Source organism: Kitasatospora sp. NPDC051170 (genome assembly GCF_044455705.1).
Taxonomy (GTDB): domain Bacteria; phylum Actinomycetota; class Actinomycetes; order Streptomycetales; family Streptomycetaceae; genus Kitasatospora.
This window is the reverse complement of sequence record NZ_JBITFA010000001.1, coordinates 53,267-71,452: the sequence shown is the minus strand read 5'-3', so window position 1 is coordinate 71,452 and position 18,186 is coordinate 53,267. Positions and strand designations below refer to the sequence as shown.

Genomic DNA, 18,186 nt, shown 5'->3' with positions numbered 1-18,186 from the left:
CCGCCGCCCTGGTCGCCGCCGGCTGGAGCGGCGCAACGAGCATCATCCTGATGACGGAGTGTCAGACAGGTCAGGATCTGACCTGGAGATGACGGGTGGTCCTTCTCGGGAGGTATGGACCCTGGTTGACGGTACGGAAACAATCGAAGGCATGGATCAAGTCGAAACCCTCCGCGACTTCCTGATGTCCCGGCGCGCCAGGCTGCGCCCCGAGGAGGTCGGGCTCCCCGTGCACGGCGTCCGCAAGGTCAGGGGCCTTCGCCGGGAGGAGGTCGCGGGCCTCGCGGCGATGAGTGTGGAGCACTACACCCGGCTGGAGCGCGGACGGGCCTCCTGCGTCTCCGACAGCGTCCTCGACGCGGTCTCGGACGCCCTGCGGCTCAGCGCGGGGGAGCGCCGCTACCTGCGCAGCCTCGCGCGGCCCTCCGGCACCGAGGACACGGGCCTTCCGCAGGAGCGGTGGCCGGGCCTGCAGTCGGTGCTGGACTCGATGGCCCTCACCCCCGCCTACGTGGTCGGCGCCGGCGGCGCGATCCTCGCCTGGAACCGGCTCGCGACCGCCGTCTTCCTCGACTTCGGGCGGCTGAGCCCCGAGCAGCGCACTATCGGCCGGCTGGTGTTCACCGACCCGCGCGTGCGGCGGCTCTACGTCGACTGGGACAGCAAGGCGCGCGAGACCGTCGGGCTGCTGCGCAGTGAGGTCGGCAAGCGGCCGCGCGACGCGGCGCTCGCCCGGGAGATCGCCGAACTGCGGGAGCACAGCGCGGAGTTCAGCCGCCTGTGGAGCGAACACGTGGTGCAGGAGGAGCGCCACGCCACGCTGCAGCTGCTCTGCCCCGGGGTGGGCGGGCCGCTGCGGCTGTCGGTGTCGGTGTTGAACCTCGCGGACTACCCGGACCTGCTGATCCCGGTCTACACGGCGGAGCCCGACTCCGACTCCGAGCGCGCCCTGCACCGGCTGGCGCGCACCCTCGCACCGGCGGGTGCCTGAGCCGGCGGCCTTCGGCGGTCGTGCACGCGGATTAAGCGCGCGCCCTCGGGCCACCGGTCGACCCCGACACGCCACGGCGCCCGTGCAGTCCTCGACTTGCGGTGGGCCGGGCGCTTGGATGGGGAGCGGCCCGGTCGCCGTCCGCCCGCGACCTTCGGGCGCCCCGGCAAGGCGAGGAGCCGCCACCGTGAACGACACCCCCGACCCCGCTGACGTGGCCCGCCGCATCGGCGACCGCTGCCGTCAACTCGGCCTGGGCGACGAGGCCTTGGCCCGCCGGGCGGCCATGGCCCCGCGCTACCTCGAGCACCTCCGCCAGGCCGGGCCCGAGTTCGACCCCGGCGGCTTCCTGCGGATCGCGGCCGCCCTCGGCCTGAGCCGCGACGAACTGGTCCACGGCAGCGAGGAGGCCCCGCCCGGGCAGGCCGCCGCCGGCCCGCGCCCGCGCCTGCTCGACCTCACCGAACCCGAGTGCTGGGAACTGGTCGGCACGCACGGGATCGGCCGGGTCGCACTGCCGGTGCAACCCGGGCCGGTGGTCTTCCCCGTCAACTACGTGGTGGAGGGCGGGAGTTTCGCCTACCGCACCGGCGACCGGCACGCCACGGCGCCGGCCGAGGGAGCGACCCTGTCCTTCCAGGTGGACCGCATCGACGAACACCTGGGGCGCGGCTGGAGCGTCCTCGCCCTCGGATCGGCCCACTACGTGGACGACCCGGAGGAGCTGGAGCTGCTGTCCGCCCTGCCCGGCGCCGCCCCCTGGGCGGGCGGCGACCGCCCGCGCTGGGTGCGGGTGCGGCCCGAGGAGATCAGCGGGCGGCGCCTGGTCACCGGCTGAGCCGCCCGGCCGTCCCTCCTCCCGACCGCGCCGACGGGGCAGGGCGGCGCGTCCGGGGAGGGCACCGGCGCGGAGGCGTCGGCGCGCGCCGCGAGAGAGGGCGTACCCGTGGACGCGGCCTGTTCGGGCTGGTATCCAGTCCACTGGCATGGCGGGCCCGCCTCGGAGAACCGGGGCGGACAACCAGGAAAGCGGGACGATGCGCAGGATTCTGATCGTCGGTGCCGGGCAGGCCGGTCTCCAACTGGCCCTCGGGCTCCAGCATCACGGGTACGACGTGACCGTGATGACCGACCGTTCGCCGGAGGCCGTGCGCAGGGGCAGGGTGCTCTCCACCCAGTGCATGTTCGCCACCGCGATGCGCACCGAACGCGCTCTCGGGCTGGACTTCTGGTCGGAGGAGGCGCCGCAGATCACCGGCCTCGGCGTGTCCGTCGCCGGGCCGCCGGGGCCGCCGGGGCCGAGCGGGGCGTCGGGTGCATCGGGCGACCCGGCGATCGACTGGCTGGGGCGGCTGCGCAGCCCCGCGCAGTCCGTCGACCAGCGCCTGAAGATGCCCGCCTGGCTGGAGACCTTCTCCGACCGGGGCGGCCGCGTCCTCGTCCAGCCGGTCGGCGCCGGGGACGTGGCGCACCTGGCGGGCTCGTACGACCTGGTGCTCGTCGCCACCGGCAAGGGCGGGCTCGGGTCGCTGTTCGAACGCGACGAGGAGCGCTGTCCGTACGACCGGCCGCAGCGCGCGCTGGCGGCGTCCTACGTGCACGGGCTCGGCCGGCGCGCCGGGCGGGAGGAGCGGGCCGCGAACTGCAACCTGGTGCCCGGCATCGGGGAACTCTTCGTCCTCCCGGGGCTGACCGCCGAGGGCAGGTGCGACATCCTGCTCTGGGAGGCCCTGCCCGGCGGCCCCGCGGACGCCTTCGACGGGCTGCGGGACCCGTCCGAACACCTGCGGGTGACACTGGAGCTGATGCGTACGTACGTCCCGTGGGAGTACGAGCGCACCCGGGCCGGTGTCGAGCTCGTCGACGCCGGTGCCACCCTGGCCGGGCGCCTCACCCCGGTGGTGCGCCGCCCGGTCGGCGAACTGCCGGGCGGGGGAGCGGTGTTGGGCGTGGCCGATGTGGTCGTCACCAACGACCCGATCACCGGCCAGGGGTCCAACAACGCGGCCAAGTGCGCGGCCGTCTACCTGGCGGCGATCCTCGCCCACGGGGAGAAGCCCTTCGACCGGGACTTCATGCAGGCCTCCTTCGACCGGTACTGGGTCACCGCCGCCGGCCCGTCCACCGCCTGGACCAACGCGATGCTCGCGCCGCCGCCCCCGCACGTCCTGGAGATCCTCGGCGCAGGCGGCCGGCTCCCGGCCGTGGCCGACCGCTTCGCCAACGCCTTCGACGATCCGACCGACCTCGGGGAGTGGTTCCTCGACCAGCAGGGGGCGGCGGAGTACCTGGCCTCGGCGGGGGCCGCCGCTCGCTGAGTCGTGCCGTTCGGTGAGTCGTGCCGCGAGCGATCGTCCCGCGAACCATGGTCCCGCGAACTAGGGTCCTGTGGACGATCGTCCTGCGAAGCATCGTCCCGTGAACGATCGCTTCGGGGACGATTGGTTCGTGTGGGTGTTGAGTTCTTGTCAACTTTCTTGACGGATGGGAGCATTCGGGCCCGGACGACCGAACTTCGGGGGAATGCGTGACGAACAGCAGCGGGAACATGACCCAGACCGTGATCGACCTGGCGGTCAAGCAGCGCGACCACCGCAACAGCGGACGCAGCCGCGTCACCACGATCGTCGTGCTGGGGGTGATCGCCGCGGTCGGCCTCTTCCTCGCCCTGGTGATCGGACGCCCGGACCCGGACACCCCGCCGACCTGCGACGGCAAGACGATGACCCACCAGAACGTCTGCCGGATCATCTCCAGGAGCGGCGGAGGCAGCTACTCGTACTCGGAGATGATCGACCGCCGGGAGTCCTCGAGCGAGGTCTGGCGCTACATCGGCTTCGGTACGGCCGGCCTGATGGTGGTCTTCATGGGGGTGGCCTTCACCAAGCTGGACCCGAAGCGACCCTGGGGCAAGCCCGTCGGGGCCGCCTGCCCGCGCTGCCACCAGCCGACGCTGCGCGAGAACCTGACGGTCCACAGCGTCACCCACGGCCGCACCACCCACCGCTACAGCGGGATCGTCACCCTCTGCAATCCGGTCTGCGGCTTCGCCACCATCCGGCAGCGCTGAGCCGGTGGTCGGGGGCCGGTGGTCAGGCGCCGGTAGCCGCCCGGCCCCCTGGGCCCGGCCGGCTCAGTCGGCCAGGCCCAGAGGGTCCGGGGCGTCCTCGAGCAGCTCCGGGCCGTTGTTGCGGACGCTGTTGACGGCCGGTGAGACGGCCCGCACCCGGAGGTCCCCGCCGGCCGGGCGGCGCAGCAGGTGGCGCAGCTCGGCCGGGTCGGTGTGGGCGGGGGAGAGCCAGTCGCCGAGGTCGTCGGGGGCGATGGTCAGCGGCATGCGGTCGTGGACGCGGCCAGCGCTGTCGGTGGCGTCCGTGGTGATGATCGTGGTGGTGGCGAGCCAGGCCAGCGGGTCGTCCTCGGGGAGGGTCGCGTCGCGCCAGAACTCGTAGAGGCCGGCCATCAGGAGGAGGCCGTCGGCGCTGAGGAAGTAGGGCTGCTTGTACTTCTTGCGGCCCGCCTCGGCGGGGACCTCGCGCCACTCGAAGTAGCCGTCCGCCGGGACGACGCAGCGCCGGGCGGTGAAGGCCCGGCGGAAGGCGGGCTTGGTGTCGACCGTCTCCGAGCGGGCGTTGATCATCCGGGCGGCGCCGGAGCGGTCCTTCGACCAGGACGGGACCAGCCCCCAGCGCAGCGGCCGCAGCCGGCGCAGCAGCTCACCGGTCGACGGGTCGACGCGCTCCAGCACGGCGGGCACCGGGTCGGTGGGCGCCACGTTCCAGCTGGGCGCGAGGGTCTCGGCCGCGTCCCATCGCAGCTCACCGAGCAGCGAGACGAGGTCCTGGGGCGTGGTCGTGGAGACGAAGCGGCCGCACATGCCCCCAGCCTGCCACCTGCCACCGACAACGGGAGTGGTTTCCGGGCCGCGCGCGGCCGGAGTGCCGCTCGTGGCGGTGGTGCTGGTGCTGGTGCTGCTGCGCTCGCGCGGCGCGATCGTCAGCGCTGCGAGCGGTTCCCGGGCGTGTGGCCGAAGGTGCGGCGGAAGACGTCGATGAACGCGCTGGCCGAGGCCCAGCCGCAGCGGTGGGCGACGACGGTCACCGGCTCGCCCTCGGCCAGCAGGACCAGCGCGTGGTGCAGCCGCAGCTGGGTGCGCCACTGCGGGAACGTCATCCCGAGGTCGGCGCGGAACAGCCGCGACAGCGTGCGCTCGCCGGCCCCGACCGCGCGGCCGAGTTCGGCGAGGGTGCGATGGTCCGCCGGGTCGGCGTGCAGCAGGGTGCAGACGGAGCGGAGCAGCGGGGCCGCGGGCGTCGGCAGGTGGAGGGGCTGCTGCGGGGAGGCCCGCAGCTGGTCGAGGAGCACCGCGCGCAGCCGGGCGCGCTCGGGGGAGTCGTCCTCGGGCGCGCGGGTGTAGGCGACGATCAGCTCCCGCAGCAGCGGGCCCACGGCGAGGACGGTCGGCCGGTCGAGGCCGAGCGGGTTCTCGGTGGCGGGCAGCCCGACGAGGTGCAACTCGAGGGTGCCGTGCGCCTGGTGGGCGTGGACCGTCCCGGCCGGGACCCAGATGGCGCGGTTGCCCGGCGCGACCCAGGAACCGGCGTCGGTGGTGATGGCGAGCACGCCCCGCGCGGCGTAGGCGATCTGGTGGTCCTCGTGCCGGTGGGCGTCGATTCCCGTTCCGGGCGCGAGCCGCTGGGCGCGGGTCGGGGCGACGGGCTCGTGGCGGACGGCCGGGTGGCGGTTCATCGGCATCACCAGGCAGATTATCGGAAGCCCGACACCCGGCGCGGCCCCGAGCATGGCGGCGTGCAGATACGACAGACACGAGAAACCCGTCAGCTGATTCCGCTGATGTCCGTGGGCCACGCCTGCGTCGACGTCTACCAGGGCGCCGTCGCCGCCCTCGTCCCCTTCCTGGTCGCCGAGCGCGGCTACGGCTACGCCGCCGTGTCGGGGGTGGTCCTGGCCGCCTCGCTGCTCTCCTCCGTCGCCCAGCCGCTGTTCGGCGCGGTGACCGACCGGCGGCCGCTGCCCTGGCTGCTGCCCGCAAGCACCCTGCTGTCCGGCGTCGGCATGGCGCTGAGCGGGGTCGGCGACTCGTACGGGCTCACGCTCGCCTGCGTGGCGCTGTCCGGGATCGGGGTGGCCGCCTACCACCCGGAGTCGGCGCGGGTGGCGCGGGCGGTCGCGGGCGGCGGGCACCGGGGGATGGCCTGGTTCTCGCTGGGCGGCAACCTGGGCTTCGCGGCGGCGCCGCTGCTGGTCGCGGCCGTGGTCGCGGTGGGCGGGGGCCTGCGGGGGACGCCGCTGCTGGTGCTGCCGGCCCTCGCCGGGGCCCTGATCTGCCTGCCGGTGCTGCGCTCGCTGGGCGGGCCGGGCGCGGCGGGCGCGGGCGCCGGGGCGTCGGCGGGGCCGGACGACGTGCGTGCGTTCGTCCGGCTGTCGCTGGCCGTGGTGTTCCGCTCCATCGCGTTCACCGGGCTGAGCACGTTCCTCGCCCTGTTCGTCACCCAGCGCCTGGGCGGCGGTGACTCCTCCTCGGCCGGTACGGCGGCGCTGGTGGTGCTGTACGCGGGCGGCGCGGTGGGCTCGGTGCTGGGCGGCGCGCTGGCCGACCGCTGGGGGCGGGTCGCGGCGGCCCGCCGGTCGTACCTGGTCGCGGCGGCGTCCGTGGCGGGGCTGCTGCTGGTGCCGGGCCCGGCGGTGTACCTGTTCGTGGCGCTGACCTCGGCGGGCCTGTACGTGCCGTTCTCGCTGCAGGTCACGCTGGGGCAGGACTACCTGCCCTCGCGGATCGGCACGGCGAGCGGCGTCACCCTCGGGCTGACCGTCTCCATCGGCGGTCTGGCGAGCCCGGCGATCGGCGCCCTGGCGGACGCGACCTCGCTGCGCACGGCGCTGCTGCCGCTGGTGGCCATGCCCGTGCTCAGCTGGCTGCTGTTCCGGGGGCTCCGGGAGCCGGCGGCCCCCGCGGCCGGAGGCGGTCGGGGCGATCAGGGCGGTCCGGGCGATCAGGGGACGATCGTCGAGACCGCACCGACGGTGAGGTGAGCTCGGGCGGTTCGGACGACGGACGGCCGCCTCGGGTCGACCGGGCCGTCGGGAAGCGGGCAGAGCTCCAGGCCGGGGCCGTGCAGATGCGGGAGGCTGATCAGCCGGTGATCGGCGTGGTGGAGGGCGGTCATCGTCAGCAGCGCGACGAAGCGCTCGTCGCGTACCGGTGCCGCGAGCAGGAACTCGAGGCGCGGACCGTCCGCGCCGGCCAGGGAGCGGCAACCGGCGGTGAGGTCTCACGACCGCCTGCCCCGGGCCCCGCCCGATGCTGGGCCCGGGGCAGGCGGTCAGTGGCTCAGCGGGCCGCGCCCGGGAGGGTGGCGAGGGTGGCGTCGAGGGTGGGGGCGCCGGGGCGGGGGCGGTTGTAGGGGAGGAGGTTCAGGACCTTGGCCATCGCGCAGGAGTTGGTGACGGCCGAGAGGACCAGGCCCGTGCCGATCGCGGCGGAGAGCCAGCGGGCGCCCGGGCGGGCGAGGTCGGCGAGGAGGCCGAGGAGGACCAGCGAGCCGGCCGTCATCCGCACCTGGCGGTCCATCGCCCACACCGGGCGCCCGCCGGCCGGGCGGTTCAGCGGGCGGCCGGAGCCGGACCAGGCGGTGGTGCCGCCGGTGAGGTCGAAGGTGGTGATGCCGGCGGCCTCGAGCCGGCCGCAGGCGGTGCCGGAGCGGTTGCCGGAGGCGCAGACGACGGCGATCTCGCCGTGCTCGGCGGCGCGGAGGAGGGCGGGTAGGGCGCGGTCGAGCTGGTCGAGGGGGATGTTCAGGGCGCCGGGGATGTGCCCGGCGGCGTACTCGCCGGGGGAGCGGACGTCGATGAGGGTGAGCTGATCGAGGCGGGGGTGGAGCTGTTCGACGGTCAGCGGCGTGGTCATGGGAGTGGATGCCTTTCTGGACGGCGGACAGGGAGAGGCTAGAGGAGAGTGGTGCCGAGCATCAGTGCGGCGACGCCCAACAGGGCAACGGCGAAAGCCCGTTGGAGGGTGCGGCCCTTGAGACGGTCGGCGAGCCGCTTGCCGTCCCAGGCGCCGAGGATCGCGGCGCCGGTGAAGGGCGCGGCCACCGCCCAGTCGATCGCGCCGGTGGCGCCGAGGCGGGGGAGCAGGGCGGCGAAGGAGTTGGCGGAGATCACCAGCAGGCTGGTGCCGACCGCCTCGGCCATGGTGAACGCGAGCACGGAGACCAGCGCGGGCACGGCGAGGAAGCCGCCGCCGACCCCGAGCAGCCCGGTGACGGCGCCGAGCCCGGCGCCCGCGGCGCTCGCCCGCCCGGTCCGCGCGGCGCCGCGTTCCTTCGGAGCGGACGGCGCCAGCATCCGCCAGGCCGCGAGCGCCGCCAGGACGGCGAACGCACCGGTCAGCAGTGCCCCCGGCAGATGCACCGACAGCGCCCCGGCCGCCGCCGCAGCGGGCAGCCCGGCGGCGGCGAACAGCGCGCCGGTGCGCCAGCGGACCCGGCCCGCCCGGGCGTGGGCGAGCAGGCCCGTCAGCGAGGTCGCGCCGACGATCACCAGGCTCGCGGTGGTGGCCGTCGCGGGGGTGAACCCGAGCAGGTAGACGAGCGCGGGGACGGCGAGCATGCTGCCGCCGCCACCGAGCCCGCCGAGCGCGAGGCCGACCACGGCCCCGGCGATCAGGGCCAGGATCAGCGCCGTCATATGAGATGCCCAGGATTCGGGCAGCGGGAAGCGGGTGGCGGTAGCGGGTGCACGGGCGTCTCTCCGGTGGTGCGAAGCGGCCGGATGATGACGTCCGGCTCAATGGCGGATCCCCCCTGCAACGACCACCATAGTACCCCCGGGGGTATTATCGAAGTCGTTCGCAGATACCCCCACCCGTATGTGCACGGCCGTCCCGCCCGACCCCGACTCTTCAGGCCTCAACCAGGAGAAACCCCCGTGATCTTCAGCCAGTACTACCTCGACTGCCTCTCCCAGGCGTCCTACCTGATCGCCGACGAGACCAGCGGCCAGGCCGTGATCGTCGACCCGCGGCGGGATGTGGACGAGTACCTCGCCGATGCCCAGGCGCACGGCCTGACCGTCGTCGGCGTGATCAACACCCACTTCCACGCCGACTTCCTCGCCGGCCACCTCGAACTCGCCGCCCGCACCGGCGCCTGGATCGGCTACGGCCGCCGCGCCGAGACCGAGTACCCGATCCGCGAGCTCGCGGACGGCGAGCGCATCGAGCTCGGCGACGTCACCCTCCGGATCATGGAGACCCCCGGCCACACCCCCGAGTCGATCAGCGTGGTGGTCTACGAGCAGCCCGACGACGCCGTCCCGTACGGCGTCCTCACCGGGGACGCGCTGTTCATCGGCGACGTCGGCCGCCCCGACCTGCTCGCCTCCGTCGGCGTCACCGCCGAGGAGCTCGGCGCCATGCTGTACGACAGCGTCCACCGCAAGCTGATGGCCCTGCCCGACGAGACCCTGGTCTTCCCCGCCCACGGCGCCGGCTCCGCCTGCGGCAAGAACCTCTCCACCGACCGCCGCTCCACCATCGGCCGCGAGCGCGCCACCAACTACGCCTGCGCCCCGATGGACGAGCGGGCCTTCGTCGCCCTGGTCACCGCAGGCCAGCCCTCCGCGCCCGGCTACTTCGGCTACGACGCCGACCTCAACCGGCGCGAGCGCGACCTCTTCGACCCCGCCGACGTCCGCGCCCTGACCGCCGACGACTTCCTGGCGCGTCACGCCGAGGGAGCCCTGGTGGTGGACGGCCGCGACCCGGCGGCCTTCGCCGCCGGACACCTCGTCGGCTCGCTCAACGTCCCCGCCGACGGCCGCTTCGCCGAACAGTCCGGCACCATCCTCGCGCCGGAGAGCGAGCTGCTGGTGATCGCCCCGGAGGGGCGCGGTGCGGAACTCGTCACACGCCTGGCCCGGATCGGCTTCGACCGCGCCACCGGCCACCTCGCCGACCCCGAGGCCCTGTTCGTCACCCACCCCGAACTGATGCGCCGAGGCGCCCGGCTCACCGTGCACACCCTGCGCGCCGAACTCGCCGGCCGGCAGCCCCCGCTGGTCGTCGACGTCCGCGGCGCCGCCGAGCGCGAGTCCGGTGCCATCCCCGGCTCGCTGCACCTCCCGCTCGCCGAACTCCTCGCCCGCCACGGCGAACTGCCCACCGACCGGCGCGTCGTCCTGCACTGCGCCGGCGGCAGCCGGTCCTCCATCGCCGCCAGCCTGCTGCGCCACCAGGGCCACCAGCACGTCTACGACCTCATCGGCGGTTACGGCGCCTGGGAGGCCGCCCCGACGGTGTGACCGGACCCGCCCGGACCCGGGCCCGGGCCCGGGCCCGGGGAGGAGTTCCTGAGGGCTTCCCCGCCACTCGCCCCCGGGAAGCCAACCCGGCGGCGGCCCCCCCCCCCGGGGGGGGGCGCCCCCCCGCCCCCCCGGCCCGCCCGGCCCCCCCCGGGGGGGCGGGGGGGGGGGGGGGGGGCGGGGGGGGGCCGCCCCCGCCCCCCCCCCGGGCCCCGCCGGGGCAACCCCCCCCGGGCCCCCCCCCCCCCCCCGGGCACCCCCCCCGGGGGGCCCCCCCCCGGGGGGGGGGCCCCCGCCGCTGCGCACGCGGTCCAGGCATGACGCGCCCGGGGTGTGGTCGGTCCAGCAGGTGTCGGGAGCCTGCCGCTCGCCGGTCCCAAGAGGGCACCGGGGCGGGCGTGCGGGGGTCTCAGGCGCGTCGTTGGTCGCTGTCGTCGCGGAGCCGGTCGGTCTGGCGGGTGAGGTCGTCGAGTCGGTCGGCGAGGTCGGGGTGGGCGGTGGCGAGGTGGGGGCGCATGTCGGCCAGGGGGGCTATGAGGTCGGCGGGGTCGGCCGCGCCGAGGGCGGTGGTGAGTGCGGTCAGTGCGGGCCCGGCAGCCGGAGTGTGGCCGGAGGCGGCGGTGATCTGGGCGGCCAGGACACGCAGGGCGGCGCCGTGGTCGCGCGCCCAGGCGCCGACGGCGCGGCTGGCGGCCCGGCGGTCGCGTACGGCCTTGACCCGCTCGGCTCCGGTCTCCCCGGGCGAGGTGGTGCCGGTGGGGCGCAGGCGCAGGTAGCGGTTCTCGGCGGCCTGGCGGCTGGCGACGCCCATGGGGCGGGCGAGATCGGCCCAGGTGGCGCCGCCGGCGCGGGCGGCCTCGACCAGCGGAGCCTCCCAGCCTGCGAGCTGGGTGCGCAGCTCGCGCAGCAGAAGAAGGGCGGCAAGTGCCTGCTCGGCGCCGTCCTCCACGGTGCCCTGCGTGGCGGAGGAGGGTGTGCGGGCGGTGCGGACGGCGTCGTCGATGGAGGCGAGTGCCGCGGTGGCGGCGAGGAAGGAGACCGGCCCGGGGCGGGGGTCGGGCTCCGGCGGATTCGTACTCATGACGTCATTCTATCGATGACACGCTTCGTTTGTCATCGCATGGACGACGTGCTACAACGGTGTCAGGTGAAGCGCACTGGCACCCATCGATCAGTGGAGGTGTTTCGCAATGCTGATGCGCACTGACCCGTTCCGCGAGCTGGACCGGCTGACCCAGCAGTTCCTGAACACGACCGGCACCTGGTCGCGCCCGACCCCGATGCCGCTGGACGCCTACCGCGCCGGCGACGAGTACGTGATCTGCTTCGACCTCCCCGGGGTGGACCCGCAGGCGATCGACATCGACGTCGAGCGGAACATGCTGACCGTCAAGGCCGAGCGCCGCCCCCGCCGCGAGGGCGAAGGCGTGAGGTGGGAGCTGTCCGAGCGCCCGCTCGGCGTGTTCTCCCGGCAGGTCATGCTCTCCGACACCCTCGACCCGGAAGGGATCACCGCCGACTACGACGCCGGCGTGCTGACCCTGAAGATCCCGGTCGCCGAGAAGGCCAAGCCCCGCAAGGTCGCGATCAGCCACAGCGGCGACCGCAGGCAGATCCAGGCCTGACCGGCCGCGTCCAGACCGTCCCGTGCCGCTCCTCATCCCCCTCAAGGGGCGGCACGGGACACTCCCGCCCCTTCCGTCCTCCCGCCCGCCACGGCGGGCGGGAGGGACTGCGAGCCCTGTGATGACCGTCCTGGTGAGCCCGTTCACGGTCCGGGCGCGCGGCGAGATCGACCTCGACACCGCTCCGCGCCTTCGCCGCGAACTGGAACGCGCGCTCGTCGAACACCCCATGGTGGTGCTCGACCTGTCGCAGGTGACTTTCATGGACTGCGCCGGCCTCGGCGCCCTCCTCCGGGCCCGCAGCCAGGCCGACCACAGCGGCCGCCGTCTCGTCGTGCACGGCGTCAGCCGCCCCGTGGCCCGCCTCCTCAAGCTCACCGGCCTGACCCGCCGCCTGGTCCCCGCCCCCGGCCCGGCCGCCGGGAAGGCCCCGGCCACCCCCGGCCCGGGAGGAAGGTGAACACGGTGACGACCCACTGGGAAGCGCCCCTCGCCGACCCCGCCACGGCCGCCGCCTGACCCCGCACCGCGCGGGCAGCCGCCCACACGGCAGGAGGAATGAAAGCCGCAATACCGGGCAAAGAATGACGAACGGGCGGTGCCGCCGCACCGCCGGCGAACCTCTGGAGGAACTGATGGGTGACCTGTCGAACAAGGCTCAGGAACTGACCGGCAAGGTGAAGGAGAAGGCCGGCGACCTGACCGGAGACCAGGAACTCAAGGGCGAGGGCCAGGCCGACCAGGCGGAGTCGAAGGTCAGGCAGGCCGCCGACGACGTCAAGGACGCCGTGCAGGGCGCCGCCGACCGGGTGAAGGGCGCGCTCAAGCGCAAGGACTGACGCAAGGACTGACGCAAGGACTGACGCGGAGCGTTCGGGCCGAAGGAGGAGGACAACGGCATGGCACTGTTCCTGTTCATCCTGCTCATCGCGGTGGTGTTCGGCTTCGTCGGCGCCTTGGTGAAGGGCCTGCTGTGGCTGCTCGTCATCGGCGCCGTGCTGTTCGTCGCCGCCCTGGTGCTCGGCGGTGTGCGCCTGGGCCGCGGGAGAGGCACGCGCAGGTAGGCGCGGCGCCGCAGGCCCGATCCTGTGGGGCGGGACAGCCTCCCCGGCTGTCCCGCCCCACATCACGCCCTGGCGGTGCGGCCCTCGACGGCGAGATCGGTCACGGCGACCGTGCCGCGCCGCCGGCGAACCCGCCCCGGGCGGGGCGTCACTGGTCGGAGTAGCTGAGGTCCCCCACCGTCCAGCTGCTCACGTCGGCGATGGCGATCCGGTACATGCCCCCGGTGTGGGGCAGACCGTAGCTGCCCTGCAGGATGCGGGCGACGTGCAGATGCAGGTAGGTCGGTGGCGCGGCGGGCGGTGCCGCGTCGTCGCCGTCACCGGCGCCGGTGGCAGGTGCCGAGAACAGCGCCGCGAAGGGCTTCAAGTGCTCGGAGGCGGCGAGGACTTCGGCCACCCGCTCGTGCCACAGGCTCTCCGGCGCCAGGCGGCCGGTGATGACCGCCCCCGGGACGACCACGGTCAAAGGCATCTGGTTGCTGCGCTCGGACTCCACCATCGCGGCGATGTCGACGAGCAGCCCATCAGGGTTCGACATGAACCAGAGGATAGTGCCCACCGCAAGCCGCCCGCACGGACGCCCCGACCCGCGACTCAGCCGGACGCTACGCGGCACGGAGTTTCCACTAGCTGTGATCGCCGCATGGAAAAATGTGGGATAGCTGGGAGAGATACCGGGCGCGGTTCGGCCGCAGCCCGACGGATCGTGGAGGGGCGGCAGTGATCCTCGACGAGCCGGTATTCTCCCGCCCCGGCCAGGGCGCCACAGGGCGCAGGCCCGGCCCATGCACCGCCCCCGGCAGGGGCGCGAAGGAGAGTGGAGATGCAGCAGTCCGCCCCGAGCACCGACACCTCCGTGCTCAGCGGAATCGTGGAGGCGGTCCGCGACGGCAACGACAGGGTCCTGCGGCGGCTCCTGGCACGCCTGGCCGAGCAGGCGACCGTCGCCGACCTGTACGCCCTGCGCGACGCCCTCGGCCCACACCCCGACTCCGGCGATCCCACCGGTGCCGGTCGACCGGGGCCACCGCAATAAAGCTCTGCGCCCGGACGCGGAAACCTGTGCTGGCGGGAGTAGACATTGTCCGTGAGTCTGTGTAGTGTTCCTCGTGTTGGAAGAGCAGGACCGCAGGGCAGGCAGACATGAACTGCCTGGGCAGTACCGCAGTTGGCTGTACCAGAAGTGATGCAGGAGGCGTGCAGGTCGTCAGTACGCGGGGCCCGGTCATGGCAAGGGGTTCTCGGCGGAAGACGGGTGACCTGTCAGGCGTCGCGGGCCCGGTTGTGCGTGGGGTCCGGGGCGGTGGCGGTCGCGCACGCGCAGTACCAGCAGTACGCACGTTGCACACCAGAGGAGAAGGGAAGGGTTCACCCCGTCGGATCGCCCGCCACGGCACGCAGTACCAGCTGGGCGGTCACCGCAGTAGCCATCGTCATGGAACGTCATGGAAGAGGTGGTCCTCGGTCACGCATACGCGATCCCCGCATCCTGCCCATCCCCCGGGCAGCGCGGACACCGCAGGCCGGCGAATCAGCCGGCAGCAGTAGTGCAGTAGATGGTGCAGTGAATCCACATATCCCTGGGCCCCGGCGCACAACAGCGCCGGGGCCCTCGACCCGTTTCCCGAGAAAGAAGGTGCTGGTGGAACAGGCCACCCTCGCCACCGACCACGACACGGCGGATCACATGAGCGCAGAGACCAAGTTCGACGACGACGACTACCCCGCCTACACCATGGGCCGGGCCGCGGAGATCCTGGGCACCACGCCGGGCTTCCTGCGCAGCCTCGACGAGGCCAAACTCATCACCCCCCAGCGATCAGCCGGCGGCCACCGCCGCTACTCCCGCTACCAACTGCGCATCGCCGCCCGCGCCCGCGAGATCGTCGACCAGGGAACCCCCCTCGACGCGGCCTGCCGCATCATCATCCTCGAAGACCAACTCGAAGAGGCCCTGCGCATCAACGAACGGCTCCGCCGCGATCACGCCTGAGGACGAGCGGACTGCCGGCCCGCGATCTCCACGACGCGTGCCGCAGTCCCCCTCCGGCCGTCGCCACCACGCGGGACGCGATGAGATGGAAGCCCGACGCGCCCGACGCGCCCGACGCGCCCGGCCGTGCGGCGTGGAGTGCGGGCTGGTGGGCAGGGGGTGATCTATCCGGTCAACCAGCTTGCCCTCCAAGCGTGTTGTCGAACCTGTCGGTGCCGGTCCGGCAGGTCCAGGGCGGGGCTCCGAAGATCTGGGGCGGAAATATACCGCCGCGATGGGCCGCGGCCTGCTACTGTCGTCCTAGTTGCAGTAGTGGTTCCCATGAATTTCGTGTGCGCCTGCTGATGTTTCGCAGGCGCATTTTTCTTTCCCGGCTCTTCCCCGGGTGGGTGCTCATCGCGGCGACTCGAAGTCCGTACTGTGCGGGCTTCGGACAGCCCCCTTGAAGGAGATTTCTTTATGGCTAATGGCACTGTGAAGTGGTTCAACGCGGAAAAGGGCTTCGGCTTCATCGAGCAGGAGGGTGGCGGCCCCGACGTCTTCGCCCACTACTCGAACATCAACGCCAACGGCTTCCGCGAGCTGCTCGAGGGCCAGAAGGTCGAGTTCGACGTCACGCAGGGCCAGAAGGGCCCGCAGGCCGAGAACATTCGTCCGCTGTAGTTTTCTGCCATGGCACCCGCCTAGCAGCGAGGGGCCCGCACCGCGCACACACGCCTGGTGCGGGCCCCTCGGCATTGCGCCACGGCGCATCTCCCGGCCGTTTCCGGCCCCTGGCTTCGCCACCGGCGGCCATCCCCACGCGAGACGCACCGCGCCGCGTCCGGACCGGCGCCCTGCCGTGACAACACACGGCTTCGAGGTTCCTCGCTCCCGCTCCGCGCGGTGAGCGCCGACCGTAGGTGACGTGCCGCACGGTTCCACCGTCCACGCTCCGCGCCCCATACTTCCGGCCGTTCCGCTGTAGCCTCCTGCCGGCGCCCTGCGCCGCGGAGCCGCCTCGCGACGTGCCGCCCCGGGAAGGTTTCACATGAACCGCTCCAGCCGCTCCTCGTACCAGAACGCCAACTCCCGCTCCTCGGCATCCTCCCGCTCCGGCGGCAAGTCCTTCTACGGCGACCGCCCGGCCGGCGGCCGCAGCTCCCGTCAGGGCTCCGCCCGACAGGGCGAGTTCGCGATGCCGGTTAGCACCACCCCGGCGCTGCCGGCCGTCGAAGCGTTCGACGAACTGGACATGCCCAAGGCCCTGCTCTCCACCCTGACCCGCCAGGGCGTCACCACACCGTTCCCGATCCAGGCCGCGACGCTGCCGAACTCGCTGGCCGGCCGCGACGTCCTGGGCCGTGGCCGCACCGGCTCCGGCAAGACCATCGCGTTCGGTCTCGCCGTGCTGGCCCGCACCGCAGGGCAGAAGGCCGAGCCGCGCCGCCCGCTGGCCCTGGTGCTGGTCCCCACCCGCGAACTCGCGCAGCAGGTCACCGACGCCCTCACCCCCTTCGCCCACGCGGTGCGCCTGCGGATGGCGACCGTGGTCGGCGGGGTGTCGATCGGCCGCCAGGCACACGCGCTGAACCGGGGCGCGGAGGTCGTGGTGGCGACCCCCGGCCGACTCAAGGACCTGATCCAGCGCGGCGACTGCCAGCTGGACGGGGTCGGCATCGCGGTGCTCGACGAGGCCGACCAGATGGCCGACATGGGCTTCCTGCCGCAGGTCACCGAGCTCCTCGACCAGGTCGCCGAAGGCTGCCAGACCATGCTGTTCTCCGCCACCCTGGACCGCAACGTCGACCGCCTGGTGCGCCGCTTCCTCAACGACCCGGTAACCCACTCGGTGGACCCGTCCGCCGGAGCGGTCAGCACCATGGAGCACCACGTGCTCCATGTGCAGAAGTTCGACAAGAGCGCCACGATCGCCCACATCGCCTCCCGAGACGGCGGGGTGATCATGTTCACCGGCACCCGGGACTCCGCCGACGCGCTGGTGGAGGACCTGCTCGCCAACGGGGTCAAGGCCGCGGCCCTCCACGGCGGCAAGTCCCAGCCCCAGCGCACCCGCACCCTGGAGCAGTTCCGCACCGGCCAGGTCACCGCGTTGATCGCGACCAACGTCGCCGCCCGTGGCATCCACATCGACGGACTCGACCTGGTCGTCAACCTGGACCCGCCCGCCGACCACAAGGACTACCTCCACCGGGGCGGCCGCACCGCCCGCGCCGGTGAGTCCGGCACCGTCGTCACGCTGGTGCTGCCCAACCAGCGCCGCGAGATGACCCGCATGATGGCCACCGCCGCCATCACCCCCGTCACCACCAAGGTCAGCGCCGGCGACGAGGAGCTGGCCCGTATCACCGGCGCCCGGGTGCCCACCGGGATCCCGACCGTGATCGCCGAACCCGTCGTCGAACGGCCGCGCCGCACCTCCTCCGCGAACCGCGGCCGCCGCGGCCGTCCCGCCCAGACCGTCGGTGACACCCGGGCCACCCCGAGCCGAGGCAACCAAAGCTCCTCCCGCCGCCGGGCCCCCAAGCGCGTCGCTCTCGCCGCCTGACGCGGCACTAGCACCCCCGGACCCGGCTCCCGAGGCGGACCGGGGCCGCACAGATCGCGGGGTCGGTGACACCGGATTCCCGTGGCGGCCGCGCGCGGAGTCGTTCAGCGCTGCGGCCCGCCCCCGCGCGGCCTGTCGGCCCATCCGCCATCAGGGCCCTGATCATCACCGCCGGCCTCGGCCGGAGAGACACGAAGGAGTCAGCCCGTGACCACCACGATCCAGGATCCGCCGACCACCGCCACGGTCGGCGATCTCATGAAACACCCCGAGTTGCAGATCAGCGACGATGTCATGGTCGACGCCGCGATGGACATCCTGCAGAGCTCCGGCGCGGACCACCTCCTCGTCCGCGACGAGGACGGCCGCTGCGCCGGGCTGCTGACCCGCCTCCACCTGGCGCCGTTCCAGGCCCGGTCCTGGTACACCGAGCGCACGCCGGTACGCGACGTGACCCTCGACCGGGCCCCCTTCGCCACCACCGGCATGCCCGCCGCCACCGCTGCCGCCGCCATGCGCTCCCGCGGCCTGGACACGTGGGCGGTGGTGGACCACGACGGACACGCCGTCGGCCTGCTCAGCCTGTAGAGGTACGGACGACGAGCGCTGTCAGCACGCCTGATCGGGAGGCGACCTCCGAG

At 73.5% G+C, this 18,186-nt stretch carries 21 protein-coding genes; 15 read left to right on the top strand and 6 right to left on the bottom strand.

The features are described 5' to 3' along the window. The first annotated feature begins 151 nt into the window (after positions 1 to 151). The 4 genes from ACIBCA_RS00355 (at position 152) to ACIBCA_RS00340 (ending at position 4,061) form a co-directional block, all read left to right on the top strand. Positions 152 to 991 carry a helix-turn-helix domain-containing protein gene (locus tag ACIBCA_RS00355; protein ID WP_396280508.1) on the top strand — a complete coding sequence of 280 codons (840 nt, stop codon included), beginning with the start codon at positions 152 to 154 and terminating at the stop codon, positions 989 to 991. A 187-nt stretch (positions 992 to 1,178) separates the two neighbouring features. After that, positions 1,179 to 1,829, top strand: a complete 651-nt coding sequence (locus tag ACIBCA_RS00350) for a pyridoxamine 5'-phosphate oxidase family protein (RefSeq protein ID WP_396280507.1) — start codon at positions 1,179 to 1,181, stop codon at positions 1,827 to 1,829. Positions 1,830 to 2,028: 199 nt separating this feature from the next. Beyond that, positions 2,029 to 3,309 carry a styrene monooxygenase/indole monooxygenase family protein gene (locus ACIBCA_RS00345; RefSeq protein WP_396280506.1) on the top strand — a complete coding sequence of 427 codons (1,281 nt, stop codon included), beginning with the start codon at positions 2,029 to 2,031 and terminating at the stop codon, positions 3,307 to 3,309. A gap of 230 nt (positions 3,310 to 3,539) precedes the next feature. Then, positions 3,540 to 4,061 (top strand): hypothetical protein, encoded by a 522-nt coding sequence (locus tag ACIBCA_RS00340; RefSeq protein WP_396280505.1) that lies wholly within the window; start codon positions 3,540 to 3,542, stop codon positions 4,059 to 4,061. 63 nt (positions 4,062 to 4,124) lie between these two features. Here ACIBCA_RS00340 and ACIBCA_RS00335 read toward each other — a convergent pair whose 3' ends face one another. Beyond that, positions 4,125 to 4,868, bottom strand: coding sequence for an SOS response-associated peptidase (locus ACIBCA_RS00335; protein WP_396280504.1), 744 nt, complete (start codon positions 4,866 to 4,868; stop codon positions 4,125 to 4,127). A 119-nt stretch (positions 4,869 to 4,987) separates the two neighbouring features. Then, the gene (locus ACIBCA_RS00330; protein ID WP_396281210.1) at positions 4,988 to 5,746 is read right to left on the bottom strand and encodes an AraC family transcriptional regulator; all 759 of its coding nucleotides are present in this window, start codon (positions 5,744 to 5,746) and stop codon (positions 4,988 to 4,990) included. A gap of 99 nt (positions 5,747 to 5,845) precedes the next feature. Here ACIBCA_RS00330 and ACIBCA_RS00325 point away from each other — a divergent pair, with 99 nt between their 5' ends. Then, entirely contained in the window at positions 5,846 to 7,045 is a 1,200-nt protein-coding gene (locus ACIBCA_RS00325; protein WP_396280503.1) for an MFS transporter, read from the top strand. A gap of 298 nt (positions 7,046 to 7,343) precedes the next feature. On the opposite strand, the gene ACIBCA_RS00320 is transcribed toward ACIBCA_RS00325, so the two are convergent. Both ACIBCA_RS00320 and ACIBCA_RS00315 read right to left on the bottom strand, forming a co-directional pair. Beyond that, the gene (locus ACIBCA_RS00320; protein WP_396280502.1) at positions 7,344 to 7,919 is read right to left on the bottom strand and encodes a rhodanese-like domain-containing protein; all 576 of its coding nucleotides are present in this window, start codon (positions 7,917 to 7,919) and stop codon (positions 7,344 to 7,346) included. 38 nt (positions 7,920 to 7,957) lie between these two features. Further along, on the bottom strand, positions 7,958 to 8,701 hold the full coding sequence (locus ACIBCA_RS00315; protein ID WP_396280501.1) for a sulfite exporter TauE/SafE family protein: 744 nt from the start codon (positions 8,699 to 8,701) through the stop codon (positions 7,958 to 7,960). Positions 8,702 to 8,941: 240 nt separating this feature from the next. On the opposite strand from ACIBCA_RS00315, the gene ACIBCA_RS00310 reads away from it, so the two are divergent. Continuing rightward, positions 8,942 to 10,315: a rhodanese-like domain-containing protein gene (locus ACIBCA_RS00310; RefSeq protein ID WP_396280500.1), complete on the top strand. Its 1,374-nt coding sequence runs from the start codon at positions 8,942 to 8,944 to the stop codon at positions 10,313 to 10,315. A gap of 409 nt (positions 10,316 to 10,724) precedes the next feature. Here ACIBCA_RS00310 and ACIBCA_RS00305 read toward each other — a convergent pair whose 3' ends face one another. Continuing rightward, positions 10,725 to 11,396, bottom strand: a complete 672-nt coding sequence (locus ACIBCA_RS00305) for a type III effector protein (RefSeq protein WP_396280499.1) — start codon at positions 11,394 to 11,396, stop codon at positions 10,725 to 10,727. 109 nt (positions 11,397 to 11,505) lie between these two features. Here ACIBCA_RS00305 and ACIBCA_RS00300 point away from each other — a divergent pair, with 109 nt between their 5' ends. The 4 genes from ACIBCA_RS00300 to ACIBCA_RS00285 all read left to right on the top strand — a co-directional run bounded on the left by ACIBCA_RS00300 (position 11,506) and on the right by ACIBCA_RS00285 (position 13,004). Continuing rightward, the gene (locus ACIBCA_RS00300) at positions 11,506 to 11,940 is read left to right on the top strand and encodes an Hsp20/alpha crystallin family protein (protein WP_396280498.1); all 435 of its coding nucleotides are present in this window, start codon (positions 11,506 to 11,508) and stop codon (positions 11,938 to 11,940) included. Between the two features lie 121 nt (positions 11,941 to 12,061). Next, positions 12,062 to 12,400 carry an STAS domain-containing protein gene (locus ACIBCA_RS00295; protein ID WP_396280497.1) on the top strand — a complete coding sequence of 113 codons (339 nt, stop codon included), beginning with the start codon at positions 12,062 to 12,064 and terminating at the stop codon, positions 12,398 to 12,400. A 175-nt stretch (positions 12,401 to 12,575) separates the two neighbouring features. Continuing rightward, the gene (locus ACIBCA_RS00290; protein ID WP_396280496.1) at positions 12,576 to 12,779 is read left to right on the top strand and encodes a CsbD family protein; all 204 of its coding nucleotides are present in this window, start codon (positions 12,576 to 12,578) and stop codon (positions 12,777 to 12,779) included. A gap of 60 nt (positions 12,780 to 12,839) precedes the next feature. Next, complete coding sequence (locus tag ACIBCA_RS00285; protein WP_396280495.1) at positions 12,840 to 13,004, top strand: hypothetical protein; 165 nt, start codon at positions 12,840 to 12,842, stop codon at positions 13,002 to 13,004. A gap of 148 nt (positions 13,005 to 13,152) precedes the next feature. On the opposite strand, the gene ACIBCA_RS00280 is transcribed toward ACIBCA_RS00285, so the two are convergent. Beyond that, entirely contained in the window at positions 13,153 to 13,542 is a 390-nt protein-coding gene (locus tag ACIBCA_RS00280; protein WP_396280494.1) for a hypothetical protein, read from the bottom strand. Positions 13,543 to 13,827: 285 nt separating this feature from the next. Here ACIBCA_RS00280 and ACIBCA_RS00275 point away from each other — a divergent pair, with 285 nt between their 5' ends. From ACIBCA_RS00275 to ACIBCA_RS00255, 5 genes are all read left to right on the top strand, one after another. Then, the gene (locus tag ACIBCA_RS00275) at positions 13,828 to 14,040 is read left to right on the top strand and encodes a hypothetical protein (protein ID WP_396280493.1); all 213 of its coding nucleotides are present in this window, start codon (positions 13,828 to 13,830) and stop codon (positions 14,038 to 14,040) included. Positions 14,041 to 14,691: 651 nt separating this feature from the next. Beyond that, positions 14,692 to 14,997 (top strand): MerR family transcriptional regulator, encoded by a 306-nt coding sequence (locus ACIBCA_RS00270; protein ID WP_396281209.1) that lies wholly within the window; start codon positions 14,692 to 14,694, stop codon positions 14,995 to 14,997. Positions 14,998 to 15,456: 459 nt separating this feature from the next. Continuing rightward, on the top strand, positions 15,457 to 15,660 hold the full coding sequence (locus ACIBCA_RS00265; RefSeq protein WP_030918248.1) for a cold-shock protein: 204 nt from the start codon (positions 15,457 to 15,459) through the stop codon (positions 15,658 to 15,660). 367 nt (positions 15,661 to 16,027) lie between these two features. Next, entirely contained in the window at positions 16,028 to 17,545 is a 1,518-nt protein-coding gene (locus ACIBCA_RS00260) for a DEAD/DEAH box helicase (protein WP_396280492.1), read from the top strand. Positions 17,546 to 17,752: 207 nt separating this feature from the next. Then, complete coding sequence (locus tag ACIBCA_RS00255) at positions 17,753 to 18,133, top strand: CBS domain-containing protein (protein WP_396280491.1); 381 nt, start codon at positions 17,753 to 17,755, stop codon at positions 18,131 to 18,133. Positions 18,134 to 18,186 lie beyond the last annotated feature (53 nt).